Annotated in this window: 24 protein-coding genes; 6 read left to right on the plus strand and 18 right to left on the minus strand. The window is 61.6% G+C overall.

The genetic code is table 11. From position 1 onward, the window contains the following. The first annotated feature begins 46 nt into the window (after nucleotides 1–46). From FJ319_05440 to FJ319_05460, 5 genes are all read left to right on the plus strand, one after another. Entirely contained in the window at nucleotides 47–1978 is a 1932-nt protein-coding gene (locus FJ319_05440; protein ID MBM3933732.1) for a hypothetical protein, read from the plus strand. A gap of 16 nt (nucleotides 1979–1994) precedes the next feature. After that, nucleotides 1995–2786, plus strand: coding sequence for a response regulator transcription factor (locus FJ319_05445; protein ID MBM3933733.1), 792 nt, complete (start codon nucleotides 1995–1997; stop codon nucleotides 2784–2786). A gap of 4 nt (nucleotides 2787–2790) precedes the next feature. Continuing rightward, a complete protein-coding gene (locus tag FJ319_05450) occupies nucleotides 2791–3756 on the plus strand; it encodes a HAMP domain-containing histidine kinase (GenBank protein MBM3933734.1) in 966 nt (321 codons plus the stop codon). 68 nt (nucleotides 3757–3824) lie between these two features. After that, nucleotides 3825–4751, plus strand: a complete 927-nt coding sequence (locus tag FJ319_05455; protein MBM3933735.1) for a hypothetical protein — start codon at nucleotides 3825–3827, stop codon at nucleotides 4749–4751. Between the two features lie 99 nt (nucleotides 4752–4850). Next, entirely contained in the window at nucleotides 4851–7268 is a 2418-nt protein-coding gene (locus tag FJ319_05460; GenBank protein ID MBM3933736.1) for a hypothetical protein, read from the plus strand. A gap of 676 nt (nucleotides 7269–7944) precedes the next feature. Here FJ319_05460 and FJ319_05465 read toward each other — a convergent pair. Further along, the gene (locus FJ319_05465) at nucleotides 7945–9552 is read right to left on the minus strand and encodes a hypothetical protein (GenBank protein ID MBM3933737.1); all 1608 of its coding nucleotides are present in this window, start codon (nucleotides 9550–9552) and stop codon (nucleotides 7945–7947) included. After that, entirely contained in the window at nucleotides 9549–10634 is a 1086-nt protein-coding gene (locus FJ319_05470) for a Gfo/Idh/MocA family oxidoreductase (protein ID MBM3933738.1), read from the minus strand. Before FJ319_05470 ends, FJ319_05465 begins: the two co-directional genes overlap by 4 nt. Nucleotides 10635–10789: 155 nt before the next feature. On the opposite strand from FJ319_05470, the gene FJ319_05475 reads away from it, so the two are divergent. Further along, entirely contained in the window at nucleotides 10790–11515 is a 726-nt protein-coding gene (locus FJ319_05475; GenBank protein ID MBM3933739.1) for an RraA family protein, read from the plus strand. Between the two features lie 75 nt (nucleotides 11516–11590). Here the strand turns inward: FJ319_05475 and FJ319_05480 are convergent, their stop codons facing one another. From FJ319_05480 to FJ319_05555, 16 genes are all read right to left on the minus strand, one after another. Further along, nucleotides 11591–12409 carry a sugar phosphate isomerase/epimerase gene (locus tag FJ319_05480; protein ID MBM3933740.1) on the minus strand — a complete coding sequence of 273 codons (819 nt, stop codon included), beginning with the start codon at nucleotides 12407–12409 and terminating at the stop codon, nucleotides 11591–11593. A 163-nt stretch (nucleotides 12410–12572) separates the two neighbouring features. Beyond that, nucleotides 12573–13379 (minus strand): TIM barrel protein, encoded by an 807-nt coding sequence (locus FJ319_05485; GenBank protein ID MBM3933741.1) that lies wholly within the window; start codon nucleotides 13377–13379, stop codon nucleotides 12573–12575. A 15-nt stretch (nucleotides 13380–13394) separates the two neighbouring features. Then, nucleotides 13395–13922 (minus strand): NUDIX hydrolase, encoded by a 528-nt coding sequence (locus FJ319_05490; protein ID MBM3933742.1) that lies wholly within the window; start codon nucleotides 13920–13922, stop codon nucleotides 13395–13397. Next, on the minus strand, nucleotides 13919–14815 hold the full coding sequence (locus FJ319_05495) for an NAD(+)/NADH kinase (GenBank protein ID MBM3933743.1): 897 nt from the start codon (nucleotides 14813–14815) through the stop codon (nucleotides 13919–13921). The genes FJ319_05490 and FJ319_05495 overlap by 4 nt, the downstream gene beginning before the upstream one ends. 80 nt (nucleotides 14816–14895) lie before the next feature. Beyond that, nucleotides 14896–16398, minus strand: a complete 1503-nt coding sequence (locus tag FJ319_05500) for an NADH-quinone oxidoreductase subunit N (protein MBM3933744.1) — start codon at nucleotides 16396–16398, stop codon at nucleotides 14896–14898. An 11-nt stretch (nucleotides 16399–16409) separates the two neighbouring features. Beyond that, nucleotides 16410–17933: an NADH-quinone oxidoreductase subunit M gene (locus FJ319_05505; protein ID MBM3933745.1), complete on the minus strand. Its 1524-nt coding sequence runs from the start codon at nucleotides 17931–17933 to the stop codon at nucleotides 16410–16412. A 15-nt stretch (nucleotides 17934–17948) separates the two neighbouring features. Continuing rightward, a complete protein-coding gene (nuoL, locus tag FJ319_05510) occupies nucleotides 17949–19964 on the minus strand; it encodes an NADH-quinone oxidoreductase subunit L (protein MBM3933746.1) in 2016 nt (671 codons plus the stop codon). Beyond that, nucleotides 19961–20155 (minus strand): hypothetical protein, encoded by a 195-nt coding sequence (locus FJ319_05515; GenBank protein MBM3933747.1) that lies wholly within the window; start codon nucleotides 20153–20155, stop codon nucleotides 19961–19963. Before FJ319_05515 ends, nuoL begins: the two co-directional genes overlap by 4 nt. 11 nt (nucleotides 20156–20166) lie before the next feature. Further along, nucleotides 20167–20517 (minus strand): NADH-quinone oxidoreductase subunit NuoK, encoded by a 351-nt coding sequence (gene nuoK, locus FJ319_05520; GenBank protein MBM3933748.1) that lies wholly within the window; start codon nucleotides 20515–20517, stop codon nucleotides 20167–20169. Between the two features lie 4 nt (nucleotides 20518–20521). Continuing rightward, nucleotides 20522–21073, minus strand: a complete 552-nt coding sequence (locus FJ319_05525; protein MBM3933749.1) for an NADH-quinone oxidoreductase subunit L — start codon at nucleotides 21071–21073, stop codon at nucleotides 20522–20524. After that, nucleotides 21070–21744, minus strand: a complete 675-nt coding sequence (locus FJ319_05530) for a 4Fe-4S dicluster domain-containing protein (protein MBM3933750.1) — start codon at nucleotides 21742–21744, stop codon at nucleotides 21070–21072. The genes FJ319_05525 and FJ319_05530 overlap by 4 nt, the downstream gene beginning before the upstream one ends. Before the next feature lies 1 nt (nucleotide 21745). After that, complete coding sequence (gene nuoH, locus FJ319_05535; GenBank protein ID MBM3933751.1) at nucleotides 21746–22921, minus strand: NADH-quinone oxidoreductase subunit NuoH; 1176 nt, start codon at nucleotides 22919–22921, stop codon at nucleotides 21746–21748. 72 nt (nucleotides 22922–22993) lie between these two features. Further along, nucleotides 22994–24097 carry an NADH-quinone oxidoreductase subunit D gene (locus FJ319_05540; protein ID MBM3933752.1) on the minus strand — a complete coding sequence of 368 codons (1104 nt, stop codon included), beginning with the start codon at nucleotides 24095–24097 and terminating at the stop codon, nucleotides 22994–22996. Nucleotides 24098–24125: 28 nt separating this feature from the next. Next, on the minus strand, nucleotides 24126–24569 hold the full coding sequence (locus FJ319_05545; protein ID MBM3933753.1) for an NADH-quinone oxidoreductase subunit C: 444 nt from the start codon (nucleotides 24567–24569) through the stop codon (nucleotides 24126–24128). Next, the gene (locus tag FJ319_05550) at nucleotides 24569–25261 is read right to left on the minus strand and encodes an NADH-quinone oxidoreductase subunit B (GenBank protein MBM3933754.1); all 693 of its coding nucleotides are present in this window, start codon (nucleotides 25259–25261) and stop codon (nucleotides 24569–24571) included. Before FJ319_05550 ends, FJ319_05545 begins: the two co-directional genes overlap by 1 nt. A gap of 6 nt (nucleotides 25262–25267) precedes the next feature. Continuing rightward, the gene (locus FJ319_05555; protein MBM3933755.1) at nucleotides 25268–25588 is read right to left on the minus strand and encodes an NADH-quinone oxidoreductase subunit A; all 321 of its coding nucleotides are present in this window, start codon (nucleotides 25586–25588) and stop codon (nucleotides 25268–25270) included. Nucleotides 25589–25858 lie beyond the last annotated feature (270 nt).

Consider the following 25858-nt stretch of genomic DNA (forward strand, 5'->3'; position numbering starts at 1 on the left):
AACAGGAGCATCCATGCCGGCCGCAACAAAGCTCAATCTTCCTGAAATGCCCTTAGTCACAGCCACTCACCGCGGCGCTCCCCCGGCGTGGGCGCTCCTGGAGCGGGAGCTGATATCCCTGATGGAGAAGACTGCGCGCCTGACGATGGAGAAGTACCACGAGCGTGGCGGCGGATTCTACTGGGCCGACTGCGTGGATGACTACTACGAGGAGTTCTACAACTGGGGCCTCTTCTACGGAATCGGCGGGAGCGAGGACGTGCTTAACCTCGCGCTCGACGGCTGGAATGCAACCACACGCACCTGCGACGACTCCATCTTTCACCGCAAGAAACACGACAAGTTCTACCACGGCATTGCGCACCGCCAGTGGACGCCTCAGATCCACAACGAGTACTTCAACAAGCGCACACTGACATACGCCGGCCCCGCCGAGTGGCACCACCAGAGCGAGGCCAACATGGCCTTCTACGGCTTCGGCCTGGCGGACCCCACGATATCGGAAAACGTTCGCCGCGCGCGCCGCTTCGCCGGGATGTACATCGGCGAAGACCCGAAGGCGCAGAACTGGGACCCCAAGTACCGCGTCATCAAGTCACCGATACCTACGAGCGAGGGGCCGTTCTGGGAGGCGGACCTCGGCTTCGTCATCCGCTGGATGCAGGGCGGCACAGATAAGGAATACCGCTGGTACGGCCTGCGGTCGGACATCACGCCCATCGTCCCCGACCTGGGCAAGGGGTGGTGGGACGACCCAAAGCGGGCGAAGGAGATAGTGGACCTCTTTAACAAGATTGTCCTCCACAGCGACTCGCCCATGACCCTCGCCGCGACCGCGCTCGTTACCAACGCCTACCTGTACACCGGAGAGAGCAATTACAAGCAGTGGGTGCTGGACTACACGGAAGCGTGGATTGACCGGATGAAGGCCAACGGCGGAATCGTGCCGGACAACGTCGGCCCGACGGGCAAAATCGGCGAGTACCGCAACGGCCAGTGGTGGGGAAATCTATTCGGATGGAACCATTACCAGGGCTACAACGTCATGTATCATGGGCTCACAATCGCAGCAGAGTGCGCCCAGCTTCTGACGGGCGATATGGGGTACTCCGACCTGCTTCGTTCCCAGCTGAAGTACCTGCTGGACAGGTCGTACCGAGAAAAGGACGGCCAGCTTATCGTCCCCTTGCGCTACAACGGCAAGGACGGCTGGACGCACTACCCCGGCAGCGGCCCGCAGAACCTGCGCCCGGAGGAGCTGGCCCACCTTTACCATATGACCCTTTCGCAGGAAGACCGGGACATGGTCGCATTCATCCGCGACGGCGACGTGCGCGTGGACTGGACACAGCATGCGAATGTACACGAAAAGAGCCAGGGACAGCCGGAGCGGCCGAGGTTCGAATACTACGCGGGGCGAAACCCGGGCTGGCCGGAGCGCGCGCTGGCGCTGGACTTCAAGCAGGCGCTGCAGAGCTATGAGAAGGCCAGGCTTGAAGGCCGGGACGCCGAGCAGCAGATAGCAGACAACGACGGCGCGCCGACGGCCGTCTTCACCAAGGCGCTCGAGCAGGTGACGATGGGGACGCCGCAACAGGTCTACAACGGGGGCCTCACCCGCGCCACGGTGCGCTACTTCGATGCCCAGCGCGTCCGGCCGGGTCTCCCGGCTGATGTGGCAGCTCTGGTGGATGAGCTCGGCGCGGACAAGGTGGGCTTACAACTCGTAAATACAAGCGTTTCTAGTACCAGGAACCTTATCATTCAGGCAGGGGCATTTGGAGAGCACAGCTTTACCGATGTGACGTACGCGTCCAGTGGAGACCGCACGGGCACGCCGATCAACGGCAAGTACCTTAGCGTGAGCATCCCGCCGGCAACGTCCATCAGGCTAAGCCTGGGAATGAAGCGGTTTGTGAACACGCCATCGTACGCATTCCCGTGGCACGGCGGCGCCGTGAACGCCCCGTTCCAATAGTCCCGCAGAGGCTGTATTGCAGAGCACTCGAAACGCGCAGCTGAAGATCGTGATCGTGGACGACGAATGGAAGTCGTCTATAGTGAGCTCTGTCCGCAAGAGGCTGGACCAGGAGGGATGGAAGACGCACGTTGTTGCGCCGGATGGGGGGCTGTCGATCGGGGAGGAGTTCCAGGCCGCCGCCCTCTACACCATCGAAGAGGTGAGGCCGGACGGCGTGATCCTGGACGTACGGTTCGGCGAGCAAATGGATGACCGCTTCAAGGGGCTATCCATCCTGCGAAAGATACTCGAGCGGTTTCCGGGACTACCCGTACTGATGTACACGCAGTATGCCCAGGGGCCGGAGCGGGAGACCGCAGTGCGCGGCTCGCTCAACTGGGACGCGCCGGTCGACTTCATCGACAAGCTCGCCAGCCCCGAAGAGGTGGTGCTGAGAATGCGGCGCCTGTTCGGCAGCACGCCGGAGATTATCTCTATAGGCGGGAGGCTCTCGCTGGATGCCCGGGCGAAGATTGTGTACGTGGTGATAGGCGATGAGCTCCGCCCCGTTGAAGACATCATAGGGATGAAGTTTGAGATTCTGAGGGAACTCGCCGCGACGTGGTACCGGAGCCCAGGGGAGCTAGTGCAGTTCAGCCGGCTGGAAAGGTACTCGGAAGGCGAAGACGCCAGGGCCTCCCTGCGGGTACGTATACGTGAGATCAAGGATGCAATAGGAAACGCCCTTGGCGTACACTTTGGAGCGAGCGACCTCATCATCAACGTTCGCGACCGGGGGTACCGGCTTATCCCTCCAAAGAGCTGAGCCCGTGGCAAACAGGCAGCGACTTCTCAAGCTGGCGCGCATAGCCTGCGGCATTGTTGTGCTGCTCGGCGTTATCGTCATGCTCGCCTCCTTCCGTTTCGGCGTGCTCTTCTCCGAGAAGCTGTGGGGCGTGGAGCCCCTCGCCTACTTGGCCGGCGTCGTGACAATGGCCGCGCTGGGGTTCATATGGGGCACGTACGTGCTTCAGTCGCGCGCAACGCAGCACGGCTACCACCTCAACGGCTTCGACAGCTCGCTCGAGAACTGGACGAAGCTGACAAAGCAGTACTTTGAGCTCTACCACCACGACCTTGGCCGCCCCCTGACCCGCATCCTTGCAAAGGAGCGGGAGCTGCGCGCGGTTCTGGCCCGCACCGGAGGCAACGCTGACCCCGGCGTCTCTGAGCTGCTTGATGAGATTGAGCGGCAAGCGCCCAACTTCCGCCTCATGCTTGCAAACATCCAGGTGCTCGTTGAGCTTGAAGCGCCACGCAAGCCGGACGACGTGCACCCCGTTGAGCCTGCGCAGGTGGTGAGGAGGATTGTTGACAGGTACGCGGGCGTGGTCGCGGAGGCGGGGAAAGAGATCACATGGTGGTCGGAGCCCTCCGAGTTCGGCATGGTCTATTCCGATCCTTCGGCGATTGAGCATATTATCACCAACCTCATCGACAACGCGTCCAAGTACGCGACGGAGCACATTGAGGTCCGGCTGACAAAGGACGAGAGCCACTTCTACATCCGGGTCTGGGACGATGGCCCCGGCATTGCGCCGCACCACGTTCCGCACATCTTCGACAGGGGCTGGACACCGGAGGTCTCTCGGCGGGACGAGAAGACGAGCTCCGGCCTTGGGCTATTTATCGCGCGGACGCTGGCGGCGAGAAACGGCGGCGACATCACCGTGGAGAGCGTCACGGCCCCGGACCCGGACCACCATACGGCGTTCGTGGCCAGCTTCTCATTGTAGGAGCAGCCGTAGCAGCCCGTCTGACGCAACCTTTTCCCTCCCGTTTCCGTCTAGAGTACAGGGGCAAATTGCTGATCTATGCTCGAACATACGGGGCGCAGGTACTGGGCGCAGCAGCGCTTCTTATGGCGCTGTCCGCCATCGCCTGCGTCACGCCTATTGACCGTCCGGGAGCGATAGCGAAGGCGCCGCCAGCTTCCGCGCCATCGTCCACGCCGCCGCAGCAGGTGGCGTCCGTTCCGACGGCAGCGCCAACAATCGCAGTCCCCTCCCCGACCCCTACGCTCTCGCCCACACCTTTCCCGACGTCGGGAGTCACTCTTTCCCCAACGCCCAACCCCGATCCGACTGTGACTCCAGCGGTCCCAGAGCCAACTGTCATGAACGGCTCCCCCACGCCATCTCCAACGACAAGCCCCGTCTCAACGCCGACACCTGTTGTGCCTTTCGAGACGGCGACCCCTGGACCGTCATCCACGTCGGAACCGCCGTTGCTTGTGATGCTGGAGCCGGCGAATGAGGCCCCGTACTTGTACCACTACGCGGATGTCGTTGGGAGGACCGAACCAGGGGCCACAGTACTTGTTCAGGGGCATGAGGCGGCGGTTGACCAAGAGACCGGCCTGTTTTCAACACGGGCATTGCTGGTGACCGGGTGGAACACAATCGAAGTGCGAGCATCGCTTGAGGGCCATGAGAGCACTGCGTCCATCAGAGTATTCTCCCTGGGCGCCGAGCCGCCTTCCGAGATATTCCTGGTAGTCAACGGCCCGCCGGACGGGCGCACAAGCCAGAATCCAATAATCATTACCGGGAATACGGTGCCAGACGCGATAGTAAGCGTGGAAGGCGTGACGGTGCCTGTTAGCGGGGTCGGGTTCTTTCAGGCCACAGTCTTGCTTAAGAACGAAGGCCCCAACCTGATTAACGTTACGGCCTCCACGTCCGACGGGCAGTCAAAGGACAAGCCGATCACAGTCTTCTACAGGCCGTGAGGCACAACTTGACAGGTAACACATGAGTAATTTTGTGAATGTTAACCTTTTGACGTAGGCCGAAGTATTCATCAGCATTCAGGACTGCGAGCAAGGCTCATGGGCAGGACAAAGAGAAGCGTGGCGATTGTACTCATTGCCGCGATATTCGCAGCGATGGTATCGAGCTTTGCCTTTTCGTCCCGCGCCTATGCAGAGGCCGGCATCCCGCGCGACTTCATCGGCGTGGTGCTGAGAGTCAACGGCGACGTGTTGACGGTCCAGGCGGAGTTCGGGATAGTAGACATCCTCCCTAACGTCAATACACGTGTGGTGCTCCCTCTGAGTGAGCGGGCCACGATCGCAGACCTGGTAGTCGGCGACGAGGTGGCAGTATCCCTTACAGCGGACAACTCGCTGGTCGTGGACAGGGTGCTGCTCATACCGAGCAAATCGAAGTACCGCCACATCTCCGGGCAGGTTGTGGGCATGACGGAAGGGTCCGTCACAGTCCGCATACCCGACACGGACGACATCTCACTTCTCACAAGTCCGCTGACGAGGACCATCAACCGTGGGTACCCGGCAAAGCTTGCCGTTGGTAGTTACGTGGTGGTTGTTGTGGCCCGCGACCTCACTTCCGGCGGGGGTAGCGAAGCGATTGAGATCAACATCGTTCCGCCGCCATCGCAGACGGTCGTCGCCCCCGCGCCGGAGCCGACACCCGCGGCCAGGAATGTAGCAGCATCCGTCTCGATTGTGGGCGTATTCGAGGGCATCGACGGCGCCGGTAACCTTGTCGTAAGCGGGACAAGGCTTGCGATGACGAGCGCCACGAAGCTGGAGGAAGGGCTCGTAACCGGCCAACAGGTAACCGCGAATGCAGACATGACATCAGACGGGAAGTTGACCGCCGTTCTCCTCGTCCCGGTGAAGCTCTCAGCAGAGAACGGGTCCCGCGTGACGCTGGACGGTATCTTCGATGGGATGATCCGTTCAGGAATCTGGGTTGTGAGCGGGAACATCGTCATTGTGGACAAGAACTCTGACACGGACGGCATCCCGGATGTTGGCCAACGCGTGAAGGTAAATGCGAGCAGGCTGCTCGATGGAACACTGGTTGCCCGCGAGATTGAGAACATTCGGACACAGGAGACGGCTCGTCCGGAGCCACAATCGGTAGAAATGGTCGGAGCGTTCCGGGGCACGGACAGCTATGGCAATTGGCTTGTAAACGGCATCCGGGTTGCGGTCGACTCCAGGACCAGGCTCGAAGGCCGCCCTGCCATCGGCAGGCTGATCAGGGTCCGTGCGTCCGTCAGTCCGTCCGGCGTACTGGTTGCAACGTCCATCACCGCAGTCGCTTCGGAGTCATCAACGGTCAAGAAGACGGTCCAGGTGAAGGGGCTCGTCCAGCGCGTGGACGAGAGCGGCACAATCACGGTCAACGGCGTACAGGTCCAGATCGGGCCGCTTTCCGAGGTATCCGGCAAGCCCGAGGTGGACAAGTACGTGGAGGTGGAAGCGCAACTCCAGAACGACGGCACCCTGCTGGCCCGACTGGTCAGCGCGTACGGATCAGCCGACGCTGCCCGCTCAGACCGAAGGGTGACGATCGAAGGCGCTGTTCAAACTGTGCGGGAAGACGGGACCATGGTTGTCAACGGCATCTCAATCACGCTAGACAAGGATACAGTGACGGAAGGCGAGACGATCCATGGATCACTGGTACGCGTCGAGGGGGTCCTGAACCCGGACGGCTCTGTGCTAGCGATAGTCGTGAAAGGCGAGAACCGACTTGCAACGCAGAGCGGCACGGAGGTAAGGATCGAAGGCTCAGTAGACTCCGTGAAGCGCGACGAGTCCGGCAAGCCGGTCGGCATCGTCGTGGACGGCGTTCCGGTGGACCTGAGGAGCCTGACGGACGTGGCGGTCAAGCTGAGCGCAGGCACACAGGTCATGGTAAACGGCGTTATAGCCGATGGCACGATAGTGGCGCGCAACATCGGCCCCAGGGCTACTGTTGCAACTGCACCGCCTACTGTCGTCATTACAGGAGTCATCGATAAAGTTGGCGTCAACGAGGTGAGCAAGATAGACCTCCTCGGCGTCAACGGCATCGAAGTATCGGTGCAGATATTCACGTTCGTGGAAGGGGAGCTGAAGAAGGGCAATCTGGCGAGGGTAACCGGTTACCGGTCGGGCACGCAGTATATCTCTACGGCCATCCGGGCCTCAGAATTGAAACGCGATGCGGCAGTCTCTCCCGGGGAGGACGCCTCCGGCGCCGCGGATACCGTGACGGAACAGGTAAAGGGGCGGGTCGATGTCCTGCAGCTCGACTCGCGCGGCCGTCTGGTAGCGCTCGTGGTCGCCGGAAAGCGAATGGCCGTGGACGAGAACACGGTTATAGATGGAGAGCTTGAGAGGAGAAGTCGCGTTGAGATTGAGGCAAGGGTGGCAGGCCTGGGGCTCACAGCAGTATCGGTCAAAGTCTTGCCCGCCGATCCGGGCTCCGGCGATAGTGTAACGCCCTGAAGGGCAAGCGCTGCGACAGGCTGTTCCTGACGCACCGACCGGACGCCTTGCCTGGGACAACTGAATAGCTACAGATCAACCATCCTCCCCGGATGGCCTCCTCCAAAACCAATCAGGGCCAGAAATGCCGCGCACCGCACTACTGGCCCTGATTGGCGTATTTGGAGATAGCTCGCGCGCCCCTCGTTACAACGGTTGCCTCTTGTCCGTTTCGCTGTCCGAACTTGCGTAAGGCTGCCTCGAACGCGCCACATCCGGGCAACCATGGGCGTCCGTGATGCGGGGTTGATTTGGGGAGCGCTGAAGGCGCGGGATAACTCAGCCCAGGGTGGAGTGCCGAAGGCTTTGCGAAGGCACGCAGCCCTGGGTTACCGGATGGAAACAATTCTTAGCCCTGTAGGGGCGAAATACTTCCTGGTCACGCAAGAGATCATCTCGGCCCTTCAGGCCCTTAAGAAATTCTTCGGTCCGTTACCCAGGGCTACGCCCACTCCGCAGAGCCTCCGTGGGCTCCACCCTTGGCTTAGATAGGCCGCGCCTTCAGCGCACCCCAAGTCGGCCCCACTCCATGGGCGTCCAGCGGTTCCCTTGTGATGCCACGGCCGGATTTCTGGTGGGTAATGCACGCTGAAGGTGAACAGAATTAGTTAGGGAAGTTCGGGGCAAACCTGCCCGCCTATTTGTAGTCCACCCAGATGTCCACGTGGCTGATCGTCAGCGGCGGCGTGATCCGCTCGTCGCGCTTGACCAGCTTCACCTGCACCTCCCGCGTGCCGACGGCCAGCAACTTCGGGTCCAGCTTCCAGACTAGCCAGCTGTTCTCATCCACGTCTGATGGATTGCCCGGGTCCTGTGCAGCCTTGTTCGTTACCGTGTAAGCGCCGAGGTCTTTACCATCCAGCGTCGCGGAGACTACGTCGGCCCCCGGGGAGAAATGCTCCATGCGGATGTGCAGCTCCGCCCCGGCCAGCGTGCCGGCCTTCGCCGCTGTAGGCACGTCATCGTACATGGGTACCTGGAACGTCGGCCCATCGCCGGTGAGGGTGCGGTGCAGCTCCACGGGCGTCTCGCCGTAGATGCGGTCGTCGCGGTCCGCGTAGTCGCGCTGGCTGCCACGAGGGGGAATCATGCGATGGACGTTGGAGTAGCACTTTCGCGTGCCCTTGAGCGTCACCGGCGATCCCATGGTCGTGAATAGGGCCTGATTGGTGTCCGTGTAGCCGTGCCAGTTAAAGACGTAGATGCCGGATGCCCCCCTGCTGTGGAACTCCTGCGCCAGCGCGCGGAACCACGCCGTGCGCCAGTCCTTACCTTTCACCAGACGGTCGGTCGCCTGACGGCCGTCGAAGTCCCAGCACGGGTAGAGCTTGATGTCCCTGCCCTGGCACAGCTCTGCGGACCTCTCAACCTCAAAGCCGGGGTCCGTGCCGGAGTTGCCGCCCCCGATGATTATGTCGCACAGCCCTTCCTTCGCCCATGTCTCGATGTCGTAGCCGATGCGGTTGCAGCTCTCCAGCGTTGCGGCCACCCGCACAGCGAGCCTGAACGGCCTGCCGCGCTCCTTCCCGAGCTTGTTTGTCATGTCGCGCATTGTGCGCATCAGGTCTGTGAGGGTGTAGCGGAGTCGGTACTCGTCGCCCCAGGGCAGGTGAAAGGCGTGGCGTTGCCAATCGAGCTCCACACCGTCCCAGTCCGCTATCCGGCATGCCTCCTCGATAAACTTCAGCTTGAAATCGCGGACCTCCGGAATTGCCATATTCCAGGAGGTGGCGCACCAGCCGGGGGCGTGCTTCTCGCTCAGGCACCACTCCGGATGGTCCAGGCGCATCTTCGTGAACCGCTCGCCTTTGGACTTGAGCATGGCCTCGATGGTCTGGTACGTCCAGAAGTGCTGGTCGTTCATGCGGATGGAGGGGTAGACATGCATTCCCAGCCCGTGCCCGTGGTCCGCGATGGCGGCGTATGGGTTCTCCCCGCGCTCCCAGTACTCGCGGACCGTCTCCGAGATGTTGCGCTTGAGGACGGCGTCGTACTTCCTGTCGCTTGAGTCGCCGATCATCTCCACGATCTTCGTAGGCCAGGTAGCCTCGTGAATGCCGAGGCTGAAGAAGAGCGCGTCCACCTGTGTGTTCCGGATGGGGCCGAAGGTCTTCTCGAGCAGCATTTCGGCGGTCTGCGGATATCCGGCGTAGATCAGCGGCGCGCCGTCCCAGTTGCAGATGATGCGGTAGCTCGGAACCTTGCCGGAATCGCTCTTCTTGGGCCTGGCCTGGGTCTGTGTCATTTCGTCCTCTTGATTACTTCGAAGGTACTGTCATACTTCTCTGAGCCGTACACGTCTTTCTTGTTGTTCCACCGTGTTGGGTGAGGGTAGAGCGCCAGGCTACGGTCCTCAAGCGGCAACTTCACCGGGGCGTGGCCGCGTCGGTGCGACTCGCGGAAGGCGATGGCGATCTCCAGGACCCTGCGCTGGTTATCTCCGGAGCTGCGCGGCTCCACCCCCGTCTCCAGCGCGTCCACGAGCGACTCGATGCTGGCAGTCGTTCGTGGGCCGGTCACCCGCCAGCCATCCGAGTCGTATGAGGTGTCGTACGCGCCTGATTCCGGCAGAGCGCCGGGCATCTCCTCAAGGTCTTCCCAGAAAGCCCGGCCGGCCTGGACGCCATCGCGCAGCTTGAACAGCTTGAAGGTCCTCCAGTCGGCGAAGAACAGGCCCCGGGCGCAGTGTACCTCAATACCCCGCCGCGCGGTAGCCTTGGGCATGACGTATCCTTCGACCCCGTTTGAGAAGCGTATCACACCTCCCATATTCTGGTCTTCGTTGCTCCACGGGTCGCCGCCCACCCAACCCGTCACCCAGTCTATCTCCGAATCGCCGGCGTCCAGCCTCATAAGGCTCAACCCCTGGCAACCCCCTCCGGATATCTCAATCGTGGGCTCGTGCATCACCACGCTTTGCACAGGGCCAAGCTCGCCCGAATCGATAATCGCCTTCGCCTGCCAGTACTGCGGAAGCGCGCGGTAGGCGTCCCCACACTGGAAGACTACGTTGTGCTTGCGACACTCCTCCACCATGCGATCGGCGTCCGACAGGACTGCGGCGATGGGCTTTTCGCAGAAGACAGCCTTCACGCCGAGGCGAGCCGCGCCCACAACGACGTCCGGGTTAACCTTAACCGGCAGGACGGGGGCCACGATGTCAATCTTCTCCTTGCCGAGCATCTCCTGGTAGTCGGTGTACCCCGGCACGTTGAAGCGGCGGCAGAACTGCTCCAGCGTCTTCTCGTCCCTGTCCGCCGCGGCGACGACTCGCGTTTGCGGGTTCTCGTTGTAAGCGCGGGCGTGACAGTGCCCATGAGGCCGCATCCGATCATGCCGACGCGGTACTGTTTCGAGGGGATGGCCATGGCGGCACCTCCGTATATGAAAACAACTCTTGAGCGGTTACAATAGGCCGCGAAACGTCGCTCGACCTATTCTATACCAATCGGTTGCAAACAAGGACGCAAGGAGAAATCGCAATGGGCATGGCTTCGAAAGAGGTTCTCGACGGGATGAAGGACATGGATACCGCAACGTTATTCAACGCAGTCGTTGCGGCAATGGGCGGGAGCCAGGGCGGATTTGAGCTGGAGAAGAAGGGAGGAATGCCGGTCAACTACACCGACAATACTCTCCGCTGTCTCTTGCCGGAGCTCGGCATCGCCGCCGGCTACGCGGTGACGATGGAAGTGACAACCAACGACCCTGATTCCTCCGCGCTCAAGTGGGACGAGTACTACGATATGCTCGCGAAGACGCCGGGACCCAAGTTCGCCATCGTGAAGGACGTGGACTCGAAGCCCGGCCGCGGCGCCTCCTTCGGCGACGGGATGGCAGCGACCCACAAGCTGCTTGGAGTAACAGGCGCAGCGGTGGACGGCAGCGTCCGCGACCTCATGGGCATCAAGAAGGTTGGGCTGCCGATGTGGGGCAAGGGCCTGGTGCCCGGGCACGGCATCTTCAACCTGATCAGCGTCAACCGCCCGATCGTCGCGTGCGGCCTGCTGGTGAAGCCCGGCGACTTCATTGTCGCGGACATGGACGGGATCACCAAGGTGCCCCTGGAGATGGACCTGGCGGCGGTGCTGAAAGAGGCGCTGAAGATCCGGCGCAAAGAGGGCGCGTACCACGAGCAGTTCAAGAAGCCGGGCGCGACAAAGGCATCGATCGACGCCTGGTGGAAGGCGAACAAGGACAAGTTCTAGGACCTTGGACGAGTAATCACAATGAGGGCGGTTGGAATTCCAACCGCCCTCATTGTTTATGTAACTCGATGCGCCCTAACTCACCAGGGTCTTGAGGTACTTTACGCCCTTCGCCATCCCCTCCCGCTCGTTCGCCTGGTTGCGGCCGGAGCCCATGTAGTAGATGGACAGGGCGCCGTTGAAGCTATTCTTGCGCAGGACGCTCAGGATGCGGGGATAGTCGCACCACTCCTCACGGCCGCTGTCTATCTTGTAGATCTTCGCGCGCACGCTGGTGGCGAGCGGCGCCAGCGCCTCGAACCAGCCATAGTAGTGCTCCTGCAATGGCCCTTCCTTGTACCCTTCCCACTTGTGAGTGTCCACGACGAGCGTCGTATTCTCCCGGTCCACATCCTTGTAGAGATTGAGCATCTGCTCGGCCGTGGGGGTGGTGGGCGGGCCGTGGCCATGGATGGCTATTATGATGCCCTGCTCCGCGGCGTAGTCGCAGATCTCCTTGAACGCGTCCACCTGCGGCTTCCAGTACGACTCCGTCCGGTACCCTCCGCCCTGCACCGTTATCTTCGGCGCGCCCAGGAAGCGCGCCACCGCCACGGCGTTCTTCGCCTTATCGGTCCTGGCGCGGCGCTCTTCATCCGTGCCGACGAGGCCGCCGCTGCCGGACACCAGGCCCACAGGCAGGCCGTACTTAACGCACTTCCGCTTGATGCGGGCCAGCCCCGCCGGGGTTGTACCCGTGAACCCCTTGTCCATGCTGATGTCCACGATGTCCATGCCGGTCTCGCAGGCGAGGTCCAGGAACGTCTCGGTGTCCATCTGTCCGCCGGGGCCCTTGTCGTCCTTCAGGACTGAAATCGCGCCGACTTTGATCATGTCGTGACTCCTCAGATTCATCTATGGGACGTCCGGCATTCACCGGTACTTCTTCGTTTTTATGTAGCCTGCGCGATTTATCGCGCCCGTGCCGCGAACAGGCGTCGCTGGAGAACAAAACAGGCGCGATAAATCGCGCAGGCTACAGGGACGGGGAAATTCCGCTGAGAATTCCGACCGCCCCCTAATACGTTTTGACCAGGTCCCTCAGGTACTGCGCCGCCTTTGCCATGCCTTCCTGGTCAGTGCACTGGTTGCGGCCGCGGAAGCCCATCCAGTAGATCGAGAGCGGGCCGTGGTAGTCCACCGACTTCAAAATCTTCAACACGCGCTCGTAGTCGATCCAGATTTCCTTGCCGGTGTCTATTTTGAAAATCTTCGCGCGGACGTGTGAGGCGTACGGCGCGACGTCCTCCATATACCCGTAGAGCTCTTCAATGGCCGGGCCCTCGCGCCAGCCTTCCCACTTGGCGGTATCCAGGATGATAGTCGTGTTATCGCGGCCCACGTCCTTGCGGATGTTCAGAATCTCGTCCGACTTCGGGTGCTTGGGCGGGCCGTGGCCATGGATGCCGATGACTATGCCGTGGCCTTCGGCGTAGTCGCACATCTGCTTGTAGGCATCTATCATGCGGGGCCAGTACGACTCGGTCTTGAGGCCGCTCCCGTGCAGGAGGACGATGGGCGCGCCGAGGAAGACGGCGGTGCGCACGGCCTCTTTGGCGCGCGCGAGGCGCTCCTGTATCTCTTCCTCAGTTCCGACGAAGCCGCCGCCGCCGGTAACGTAGCCAATGGGCAAGCCGTAGCGGACGCAGAGCTGCTTGATTCTGGAGAGATTTTCACTTGAGTGGCCCTTGAAGCCTTTTTCCAGAGCGATATCCACCATATCCAGGCCGATGCGCGTTGCGAAGTGCAGGAACGATTCTATATCGACGAGCTCGTTTCCTGCGCCGTCGACGTGGAAGTAGGTCAGCGCGCCGATCTTGAGCATGAGGCCTCCGTCGTCCTAAGCGGCATTCAAAGCCATGTAAATCGCGGCGACCGTTTTCGCGTCCTGGATGTCTCCGGAGCGAATCATACCAGGGATGCTTGTCAAGGGCACCTTCTCGACGACGATAGCCTCCTCGTCGTCCGCTTCGAGTTTGCTGGGGAGAAGGCCTCGCGCGACGAAGGCGTACATGTACTCGGTGCAATAGCCGGGGCTCATCCACATCTCGCCGATTGGCCTGACGTCGGTCGCGGTGTAGCCCGTCTCTTCCTGAAGCTCGCGAATGGCGCACTCCATTGGGCTCTCCGGCGCATCAATACCACCGGCGGGGACTTCGAGGAGTCCCTTTTCGGCGGGGTACCGGTACTGGCGCACCAGGACGACATTGCCATCGCCGTCCAACGGGACGATCACGACGGACGCGCCATGGTCCACCACCTCGCGGACAGTCTCGCGTGCGTTCGCCAGGAGGACTTTGTCAACCCGCGCGCTGAATATCTTGCCCTTATAGATGCTCTTCGAAGATATCGTCTTTTCCGCCTTCATTGCGGCCCTCCCGCCGTCGCAGGGCCATCGTCAGGACTCCTGCGCCTCGGCGTCGTCTGTGCCTTTACCCCAAGCCTGCGGGTAAGGTTGGCGTAGAAAGCGGAAGGGGGGGCCTCCCTGAGGAACCGCGCTACGAAGGGACTGCGCCCGATGATGACCTTGTCATCCGGGCCGACAGGCGTCACGGTGATATTGTCCACGCTCATCAGCACGGCTTCACCCTCGGCGACGCTCAGCTCCAGGATGGAGTCCCTATCGGCAAGGATACCCGTCTGCAGGCTGATGTGCGCGGCGATGGGCTGCACGAAAAGGCACTGCATCTCCGGGTGTATGACGGGGCCGCCTGCGGAGAGCGCGTAGCCGGTGCTGCCGGTGGGCGTGGAGACGATGAGGCCATCCGCCCGGTACGTCGCCAGGCTTGCGCCATCAATGACGACATCTACGTCGATGAGCCGGGCGACAGCGCCGCGGCTGACGACAACGTCGTTAAGCGCGTCCACCACCAACTTTGGGGCGCCGCCCTTGCGCGGCACTACTGAAGCACGGAGCATCATGCGTTCTTCAACCCTGTGGCCGTCGCGCAAGTACTCGGGAATGCGGGCGATGGCATCTGCAACCTCAACCTCGGCCATGAACCCCACGCGGCCCATATTGATGCCGAGAATGGGGATGCCGTGAGGGGCGGCCAGGCGCACGGACCGCAGGATCGTCCCGTCGCCGCCGGCGGTGATGAGCGTGGAAGTCCGGGAGAGCTTGTCGGTGGCGACGTCCAGTTTGTCCATTGACGTGACCCAGCAATCGCCCAGGCGCAGGGTCTTGATGAGCCTGTTGACGAGGTCCAGGGCTTCTTTGCGGTTCGGGTTATGTACGAAGCCGATGTACTGGGCGGGCATCTGGAGTCCTTGGCGGGCGGCCACTGGGCCGGAGTGGTCCGGGCGGCAGCCCGCCCACGGAGATTATACGCCCACAGGCGTCAGGCGGGGAGAAGGAGTGCGACGGCAGACCGGGCGGCGTCCATGAGCCACGCCGGGTATATGCCGAACGCCAGCACGCCGGCGGCGGTCACAAGCAGCGCCGCGCGCATGGGGAGAGCGGACGGCACTTGCTCGGCACCCTGCGGCGGAGCGGTGAAGTACATGGCTTTCACGACGCGCAGGTAGTAGTACGCGCCAACGACGCTGTTCAGCACGCCCGCAAGCACCAGCCAGGCGAGGTCCGCCTCAATTGCTGCCGAGAAGAGGAAGAGCTTGCCGACGAAACCTACTGTCGGCGGGATGCCCGTCAGCGAGATCAGGGCAAAGGTGAGGACGGCCGCGAGGTAAGGCGCACGCCTGCCCATCCCGGCGAAATCGTCTATATGGTCGCTGTTGATCCGGTTGGTGATCGCTATGATCGCCGCAAATGCGGCAAGGTTCATCACCGCGTACCCGCTGAGGTAAAAGAGGACGCTCGCAGGGCCAAGGACGGAATCGTCGCCGGTTCGCGCGGTAACCGACGCCAGCCCCACGAGGATATACCCGGCGTGGGCGATGGTGGAGTACGCGAGCATGCGCTTGATGTTGCTCTGGGCGATGGCCACCAGGTTTCCGATGGTCATCGAAGCGACGGAGAGGACCGCAAAAATGGTGCTCCATTCTACACTGAGCACGTCCAGCGAAAACGCGACGTAGAAGACGCGGAGAATGACCGCGAAGCCCGCCGCTTTGGAGGCGACGGACAGGAATGCGGTAACCGGCGTGGGCGCGCCCTCGTAAACGTCGGGCGCCCACATGTGGAACGGGAAAGCGGCGATTTTGAAGCCGAATCCCGCGATCATCAGCACGACGGCCGCGAGGAGCGCATAGCTGCCGAAGGGCTCCTCGGCGCTGAGGTCTATCTGCCCGAGGCGCATCGCGATCTCGTCGAGCTGGACTGTGCCGGTGAAGCCGTAGAGGAGCACCATGCCATAGAGCAGGAGCGCAGAGCTCACTCCGCTTAGGACGAGGAACTTCATGCCGGACTCCGACGAGCGGCCGTCTCTCAGGAATGCGGCCATCGCCGCTAGCGGGAGCGCCGACAGCTCAAGGGAGATGTAGATGGAGATTAGATCGCGCGTGGATGCCATCAGCATCATGCCGGTGGTGGAAAACAGGAGCAGCGAATAGAACTCCGCGCGGAAGGTATCGAACTTCCGCACGTAGTCCGTCGACATCAGGATGACTATTGCGACAACGCCGATGAAGAAGAACTTGAAGAAAAGGCTGAATCGGTCGAGGGAGAGGCTGTTGGCGAAGACGCCGGTGTTCTCAACCGCGCCGTCGGGCTCAAGGCTGCCGAAGAGGGCAACGGTCAGGGCCAGCGGCACGACAAGCCCCACGAACGCCACGATTGCCGCGACGCCCCTGCGCGGGACAATGATGTCGACCAGGAGCACGACAAGGCCAAGGGCGGCCATGGCGGCTTCGGGCGATACCAGGAATAGATCGTGTAGTGTCATGTGGCTCTTCTTTACTTCATCGCCAGGTCTGAAGTCTGCTCAACGGTCGCGACAATCCGCTCAACGCCACTGGTGAAGAAATCGCTTATGATGGCCGGATACACGCCGACCGCGATGATAACGACGCCCAGCACCGCAAGCGGCACAAGCTCAAGCGGAGTGGCGTCCCGAATATGGTCAAAGTGGGGGTTCTTCGGCCCGAACATCGTCCGCTGCACCATCCACAGGATGTAGCCGGCGGTAATGACGACGCCGAACGCGGCCAGCGCAGTTGCCCAACCGAACACCGGTAACGTACCGAGGAAGACTAGAATTTCCGCCACGAAACCGCTGGTGCCGGGCAGCCCCAGAGAGGCCAGCCCCGCAAGGAGGAACGCGACCGCCACAATCGGCATCTTGGTGGCCAGGCCGCCAAGGTCCGGGATGTACCTCGTGTGCGCCTTTTCGTACACCAGGCCGACAACAAGGAACATCAGGCCGGTGATGGTGCCGTGCGTGAACATCTGCATCGCAGCGCCGGTCAGGCCAATGGGCGAGACGACGCCCGCGACGCCTGCGATGGAGGCGATTCCGATGAGGACGTACCCCATGTGGCTGATGCTGCTGTATGCGACCAGCCGCTTGAGGTCGGTCTGCTTGATAGTCACTACCGCGCCGTAGAGCACGTTGATAACGCCAAGTACCGCGAGGACGATTGCGGCGTCCACTATCACTTCTGGGAACATCCCTGCCCCAATGCGGATCATGCCGTACCCGCCCATCTTGAGCAGCACGCCGGCGAGCATCACGCTGACCGCCGTGGGAGCGTCTGTGTGGGCGTCAGGGAGCCATGTGTGTACGGGCCAGACCGGCAACTTCACCGCAAAGGCGACCATAATCAACGTGAATATGACTGCCGCGGGCATGAGCAGCGAGGCCTCAGCAATCTTCTGCTGCATGATGGTCATGTCCGACGTGCCGGTGGAAAAGATCAGTGCGAGAATGCCGACAAGCATGAACGCGCTGCCGAGGAAGGTAAAGATCAGGAACTTCATCGCGGAGTACTCTTTGCGCCCGCTCCCCCAGATGGAGATGAGGAAGAACATCGGGACCATCTCGAGCTCCCACATGAGGAAGAAGAGCACGAAGTCCAGCGAGACGAATACGCCCGTGACTGAAGCCTGGAGGATCAGCAGCCAGAAGAAGTACTCCCGAACCCTTGTCTTGACGTGCCACGAGGCGAAGACGGCGGCCATGCCCAGCAGGCCGTTCAGCAACACCAGCGGCGCGCTGAGACCGTCGACGCCGACGAAGTACTGGATGTTCAGCGATTCAATGGGTATCCAGTTGGTGAGCTTGTCAACGTGCTGGTACCCGCCATCGGAGAGCTTGTAGCCAACGAACACGGCAATGCTCAGCCCCAACTCGATGAGGGCGGTTGCGCCGGCGACCACGCGCACGGCGCGGTCGTTCTTCACCGCGATGGCGATGACCGCCGCCGCGATGATCGGCAGGAAGATAGTTATTGTGAGAAGGCCGGAGCCCGTAAACTCCACGGAGTTGCCTGACCCTTACCAGAAATAGGTCGCCAGGTATATGCCCAGCATCGCCAGAACGCCAACCGATATCACAAGGCCGTAACCCTGCAGCTGCCCTGTCTGCACGTGACCGATAAGCCCGCCGGCGTTGCGTCCGACCTTGTCGATGAATCGCACTGTGCCGTCGACGACGTTCTTGTCCGTCCAGTCCAGCGCATTCACAAGCCCGCGATAGAAGAGCTTGCGCACGATTATGTCTTCATACAGGGTGTCGAAATAATACTTGTTTAGCAGCACGGTGTAGACGGGCCGGAACGTGCTCGCCAGCTTTGATGGCGAAAGCGCCTTCTTCATGTACATCACGTAGGCGAGGGCGATACCGGCCACAGCCACCGCGGTTGATATGCCCGCAACCATGTAGTTAAAGTCCTCGGTCTCGGCGTGCAGGAAGTGCGAGAACCAGTGCTTGGGTATTGGGCCTATATCGGACCACACCGGGTTGACCAGGTAGCCGATGCCGACCGCCAGCACCGCCAGGACGATCATCGGAGCGACCATCGAGATGGGCGACTCCGCCAGGTGGACGTGGTGCTCCTGGTGTTCGTCCGCCTTGCCGTGCGCGTCATCGGTATGCCCGGCCGCATGCCCTGCGGACGGCGCCGCATGGGCGTGCACCTTCTTTTCAGCGTCCGCGCCACCGCGGAACTCGCCGTGGAAGGTCAGGAAGAGCGCTCGGAACATATAGAAGGCGGTCATGAAGGCCGCCGCGAGGCCCAGGTAGAAGACGAAGTGGCCGAGAGAATGTGACAGTATCTCGTCCTTGCTCCAGAAGCCGGAGAGCGGCGCAATGCCCGCCAGGCTCAGGCTGCCGATGAGGAACGTGATATAGGTCCACGGCATGTGCTTGCGGAGGCCGCCCATGAACCGCATGTCGAAGGTGCCGGCGGCGTGGTTGACGCTGCCGGAGCCCTGGAAGAGCAGGCACTTGAAGAAGGCGTGAGTGAACAGGTGGAAGATCGCCGCGCCGTACGCTCCCACGCCCAGGGCCATCATCATGTAGCCGAGCTGGCTCACAGTTGAATAGGCCAGCACGCGCTTGATGTCGTTGGCAACGAGGCCCATGGACGCCGCGAACACGGCAGTGAATCCGCCGATAATCGCAACGACCTGCATGGCGCTTTTGGACGCCTCGAAGAACTCGAAGAAGCGGCCGACCAGGAATACGCCTGCCGCCACCATGGTCGCTGCGTGGATGAGCGAGCTGACGGGCGTGGGACCCTCCATCGCGTCTGGCAGCCACGTGTGCAGAGGGAACTGGCCGGACTTGCCTACAGCCCCCATGAAGAAGCCGAGCGCCACCCACGTGCTTACGCTCGTCGCCAGCAGGCCGCCCTTGGCGGCCTCGTTGATGTCGTGAATGTTCAGGACGTTCATCCCGTTCACCGAGAAGACGTCCACCTGGGTGAACAGGTACAGGATGCCGAGCAGGAACCCGAAGTCGCCGAGACGAGTGACCAGGAAGGCCTTCTTCGCGGCCGCTGCAGCAGAAGGCTGGTGGTACCAGAAGCCGATCAGCAGGAAGGAACAGAGGCCAACAAGCTCCCAGAAGAAGAAGACCTGGATGATGTTGTCCGCAATCACCAGGCCGACCATTGACGCCGTGAAGAGCGACATGTAGGCGAAGTACCGGGCATAGCCGGGATCGCCCTTCATGTAGCCGGTGGAGTATATCTGCACGAGGAAGGAGACGCCCGTCACCACCACGAGCATGATGGCGGTCAGCGAGTCCAGGAGGATGCCAACCTCCAGGTTGAACGCGCCGATCTCCAGCCAGGGGTGGGGGTCGAACGGCAGCGCGGCGCCGTCATTGTCCACAACGCTCTTTAGCGCCCACAGGGACAGGCCGAACGCAACGCCGATAGCAAGAATAGTGACATACCCCGCCACCTGCGAATAGCGGTTGAAGAACGGCCGCACAATCAGGCCGTTCACGAGGAACGCGGCCAGCGGCAGGAGGAAGATAAGCAATGCGGCTGATTCGGGTATCATAGCTTCCTCAAAATCTCATCTGCGACGTGCTCGCGCCCCTTGGGCACGAAGATGCGGAACGGGACGCGCTCACCCCAGTTCAAGATGTCCCCTTCCGGCATTATCTTCGTAGGCAAGCCCTCGCCTTCGAGCGTGTTCTTCCACATCTCGGCGACCATGAGGTTGGGGGCTTTGCGGTATTCAATCCACATACTATGCCCTCTTAGTGCCTCATCCGGTTGGCGTCGGTGACGAACACCGTTTCGCGTTTGCGGAAGATCGCGATCAGAATCGCGACGCCCAGCGCCACCTCGGCGGCGGCGACTGTGATGATGAATATCGTGAAAATCTGGCCGGTCAGGAGCGTCCGAGCCACGTCCTCTGTCGGGATGGCCACGCCGGAAATGCCGCCGGGGACGATGTACCGCGACAGCGCAACGGCTGTGATGTTCACGGCATTGAACATGATCTCAAGGCTCATGAGCACCGTCACGGCATTGCGCTTGGTTAGCGCGCCGTACAGCCCAATGGCGAAGAGGACCGCCCCGACGATCAGGAAGCTCTGAAGTCCCATCTTCTCACCGCTCCCTGACGAGCGCGATCGCGCCGACTACAGCGGCCAGGAGGAGCACCGAGGCCACTTCAAATGCAAGAACGTAGTCGCGGAGCAGCAGCCCAGCAAGCTCCGGCACAGAGTTCGCGTATACCCCGTCGATTGCTGCGCCCGTCTCAGCCGAAATTCCCGCCGCGCCGGAAAGCTCATTCCACTCCGTCTGGGTGACGACGTAAGCCGTAGCGGCGAAGAAGAGAAGCACAAGCGCGAGCGCAGGCACCCTGAGGCGGTTGTAGGGGTTCCCCTGCTCCACGTCGCGCGTCATCATGATCGCGAAAAGCAGGAGCACAGCAATTGCGCCCACGTAGATGAGCACCTGCACCACCGCCAGGAACTCGGCGCGGAGCAGGACGAACATGCCTGCCACCGCGGCGAAAGAGGCGACCAGGAACAGGCCTGCCCTGAACAGGTCCCGGGTCTGCACGACAGCTATCGCGGAAATGATGCACGATATCGCGATCACCCAGAAAGCGATATCGATAATGATGTTCGATTCGACGCCTGAGCCGAGGGTCATAGTCTCTTGGCCCACTTCACTTCTTGCTTTTGCTCGCTGGGCTTTTCGTGCCGGCCCACATCTACGTACGTGGCTTCCTTGCCGGAGTGCGGGTTGTAGTCCTTCGCCTCGAGCTGCGGGCGGAACCAGTTGCTCGGCCGCTTGGGCTGTGTCCTCAGCCGGTTAACATCGATAACGAGGCCCGAGCGCGTGTACCTGCCCTCCTCGAAGCCGCTGCCCATGTGCAGCGCGTCGTACGGGCACGCCTCAACGCACAGGCCGCAAAACATGCAGCGGCCGATATCAATGTCGAAAACCTCAATCGCGTACTTCTCGCCCTCCTGAACGAACCTGCCGCTAGGATCGGTCACGATTCGGATGATGCCCAGCGGGCAGTACTTTGCGCAGCTTGCGCAGCCCGTACAGCGCTGCTCGTACCACGTGAACTCCTCGCCCCGAAAGCGCGGGTGCTGGGGCCAGCGGTCAGGCACCCATTCGAGCCCTATCGCAGACCTGACGGCCTTCGCGGGATTCTTTGCCGCGTAAGAGATTACGTTAGTGCTTGATGCCTTTGCAAGCTCAAACACGCTTATGCGGCGGTTGGGGTACTGGTGAGTCGTGAACATGCGGCCGGGCGTCACCGCGTTCTTGAGTGTGACTGCCAGCCCTTTGAATAGTCCAAGTCCGTACATGCTAGTCGGCCTCCGCGGCCATTCGGGCGAGAGGCGACGGCACCGGGACCGTGCGGTCGCGCTTCTGGCCTGACAGGTTGCCAATTACGTATATCGCAACGAAGGTGACAGGGATGTTAATCAGCGCCATGATGGCCTGGTCGCCCAGTGTGAGCGCTCCCACAGCGTCCTGAAGCACAAAGTACTCCACGGTAACGAGCGCCAGGTTGATCATGGAGAGCGGGAACAGGCCCTTCCAGGAGAAGGTCATGATCTGGTCTACCCGCAGGCGCGGCCACGTGGAGCGCGTCCACACGATAACGAACGCGAAGGCTACCACCTTGAGCACGAACCACCACGGGCCGGAAATGATCGGCCCCTTTGTGCCGCCCAGGAAGAGCACGGTCACAATCGCGCCGTTGGCCAGCGGGGCCATGAACTCCGCAAGCTGGAAGAGCGCGAACTTCATCCCGCTGTACTCTGTGTTGTACCCGGAACCGAGCTCCGATTCGGCCTCTATCATGTCGAACGGCGCGCGGCTCATCTCTGCGAGTGTGGCGGTGAAGAAGACGAAGAAGCCGAGCGGCATCACCAGGATGTAAGGCAGGTGCTGCCCCTGTACGATCCCGAGGGTAGACATGGTGCCGGAAAGGAGGACAACCGCCACGAGGCTCATCGCCATCGGCACTTCGTAGCTCACGAGCATCGCCACGCCGCGCATTGCGCCGAAGAGCGCGTACTTGTTGCGGGAGGCCCAGCCGGCCATGAAGACGCCGATAATGTGCATGCCGGTGACGGCGATGATGAAGACCAGCGCCACGTTCAGCGTGCCGAGGAACGACCCGTCGCCCAGCGGCAGCACCGAGACTGCGACCAGCACCGGGACCAGGAATACCACTGGGGAGATTGTGAAGACGATCTTGTCGGCCACGGTGGGCGCGATGTCTTCCTTCAGGATGAGCTTGATAATATCCGCGAAGGGCTGGAACATGCCGAACGGACCCCATCGGTTGGGACCGAGGCGCGACTGGAAGCGGCCGATTAGCCGGCGCTCGAATAGCGTGTATGCCGCCGTGGACATCACCATTGCGTTGATCACGACAAACGCAAGGATTCCGCCCGCGACGAGGTAAGCCATCCAATCGAGGCTTTCAGGCAGGAACCTGTCCGCTATGTCGTAGAGATTTCTGAAGCTCACTTGACCTCTCTCCCTAGCCCTCTCTCCGTCCACGGAGAGAGGAAACAGGGCCAACAGCCATGTGGAGCTCGCCTATCTGTCTACTTCGCCGAGCACGATGTCCGTGCTGCCGAAGATGATGATCATGTCCGCCATCTTCCAGCCCACCAGCATTTCCCTCAGCAGGCTCAGGTTGATCAGCGACGGGGCGCGTATCTTGCACCTGTAGGGAGAAATGCCGCCGTCGCTAACCAGGTAGAACCCCAGCTCGCCCTTGGGCGCTTCAACCGACGCGTAGGCGTCGCCGACCGGCGGGCGGATGAAGAACGGCCCCGGGGTCCTCGTGGGCCCCTCGGGGATCTGCTGAATACACTGCTTGATTATCTTGACGCTCTCCCGCATCTCAAGGATGCGGATGTAGTACCTGTCGTATGTGTCCCCGCGCGAGCCGATGGGTACATCGAACTCCATGCGGTCGTAGACCTCGTACGGGTTGGCCTTTCGCAGGTCCCACTTGACGCCGGAGGCCCGCAGGATGGGGCCTGAGAGGGACCCGTTGATCGCAGCCTCGGGCCTGATGATGCCGGCATTCTGAGTGCGCGCCAGGACGATCTCGTTGCCTGAGATAAGCTGGTCGAGCTCGTCGATATACATCGGCATGTCGCGCATAAGGATGTCCAGCGCGGGCCAGAACTCCCTGGGCGCGTCCTGGGTGACGCCGCCGGGACGCATGTAGCTCAGGGTCACGCGCGCGCCGCAGAGCATCTCAAAGAGGTCCAGGATGCGCTCGCGCTCGCGGAAAGCGTACATGAGCGGCGTTGCGAACGCGCCGAGCTCCTGCAGCAGGAAGCCCGTGGCGATCATGTGGCTGGCGATGCGCTGAAGCTCCGAGCATATGACGCGGAGATACTTCGCGCGCTCCGGGACGGGGATGCCGGCTAGCTTTTCGACTGCGCTCACATATGCCAGGTTGTTGGTCATGCTGGACACGTAGTCCAGGCGGTCCGTCAGCGTGACGATCTGCACGTAAGTGCGCTCTTCGGCCAGCTTCTCGGTGCCCCTGTGCAAATAGCCGAAGACGGGTTCGATATCGAGCACCAGCTCGCCGTCGAACTTGACGCGCAGCCTGAACACGCCGTGCGTGCTCGGGTGCTGCGGTCCAAGGTTGATTGTGATCGGCTCTGTGCGTATTGCCATTTAGCTAACACTATCGGTCGGACACGTGCTATCTCAGGAAGTCTTTCCTTAACGGGTGCCCTTCGAAGCCCTCCCAGAGGAGGATGCGCTTCATGTTGGGGTGACCGTCAAAGTGGATGCCCATGAGGTCCCAGACCTCGCGCTCCTGCAGGTCCGCGCCCTTCCACACGTCCATCACCGACGCCACGGCGGGCCGGTTGCGCCCGTAAAGGCGCGTCTTGAGGACGGCGTTGTGGTTCTTTCTGAGAGAGCGGAGGTGGTAGACCATCTCAAAATACTCGACGTAGTCGACGGCGCTGACCGCGACCAGGTAGTTGAAGTCCATCTCCTGGTCCGTCTTCAGGAAGCTTGCAACGGCGTGGACCGCGTCCGGCTTTACCCAGACGTCGGTCGCGCTCCAGTCGACGACGGCGGCTGGGTGCTCCTGCTTGATGCGCTCGGCGACTGCTGCGCCCGGCAGTTCTCTCGCCATTACCCCGCGGCCTTTCCGTTCTGTGGAGGGTGCTGGTCCTGGCGCAGGGGCGCTTCGTGCTGGCTGACGGCCGCCAGCTTGCCGCCTGTAACCGAGTAGCGCTTGATCTTCTCGTGCAGCTGCATGATGCCGTACAGCAGGGCGTCCGGCCTTGGAGGGCAGCCAGGGACGTACACGTCCACCGGGATTATGTGGTTCACGCCCGGGACGACAGCGTAAGACTCGTAGTAAGGGCCGCCGCTGGTGGCGCACACGCCCATGGATATCACCCACTTGGGCTCCGCCATCTGCCTGTACACCCGCTCAATGGCCGGGGCCATTTTCCAGGTCACGGTGCCAGCGACGATCATCAGGTCTGCCTGCCTCGGGGAGGCCCTGAAAGCCTCCATACCGAAGCGGGAAAGGTCGAACCTGCACATGGCGCTCGCCATCATTTCGAAGGCGCAGCAGGCCAGACCGAACGACAGGGGCCACACGGAGGCCTTTCGGCCCCAGTTGATCAGCGCGTCCACGGACGTAATCGCCAGGTTGCGCTTGAGGTCGTCAGGCACCTCTATCAAGGGGTCGGAGATCGGGTCTATGTTATGGGTCTTGAGGTAATTGATGTAGTCGCCCTCGGACCTGTCCAGCTCCCACGTTGTGTTGTGGAGCGGGATGCCGGCCGGGGAGGGCTTGAGGATTTCTGTAGACATGTGCGCCTACCTCCACTCCAGGGCGCCCTTGCGCCAGGCGTGCAGCCACCCAACCATGAGGATGCCGATGAAGATGGCCATCTCTATCAGCACGAAGGCGCCGAACTCGCGCGACATTACGCCGAAGCTGGCGGCCCACGGGAAGAGGAAGACCACTTCAATATCGAAGATTACGAAGATGAGAGCGAGGGTGTAGAAGCGGAAGTTGAACCGGCTCCAGACGCCGGAAAGCGTCTCGAAACCGCATTCGTAGATGCTCATCTTGACGGCGTCCGGCTTTTTGGGCCTGATCTTGACGATGGAGGCAGCCCATGAGGCCAGGAGCATTCCGGTGGGCACTGCGACGGCGAGGGCTATGAAGATAGCGATAAGCCCGTACTGACGAAAGTAGTCGTCCAGCATGACACTCTCTGCGCTCATGCCGGTAATGTAGCATAGTGCCCCTAGCTTGGCAAGTGAAGTTTGTCACAATGTCTTTGCTCAGTGATATTGTCAGTAGGTAACTGCTCAGTGAATATGTCAGTCCATGAGAGGACTACATTTGACCGAGCGAGAAGCGAAGAGAGCACAGATACTGAACCTTGTTCTGGAGGGGCG

This window comes from SAR202 cluster bacterium, assembly GCA_016872355.1.
Classification (GTDB): domain Bacteria; phylum Chloroflexota; class Dehalococcoidia; order Lucifugimonadales; family VGZY01; genus VGZY01.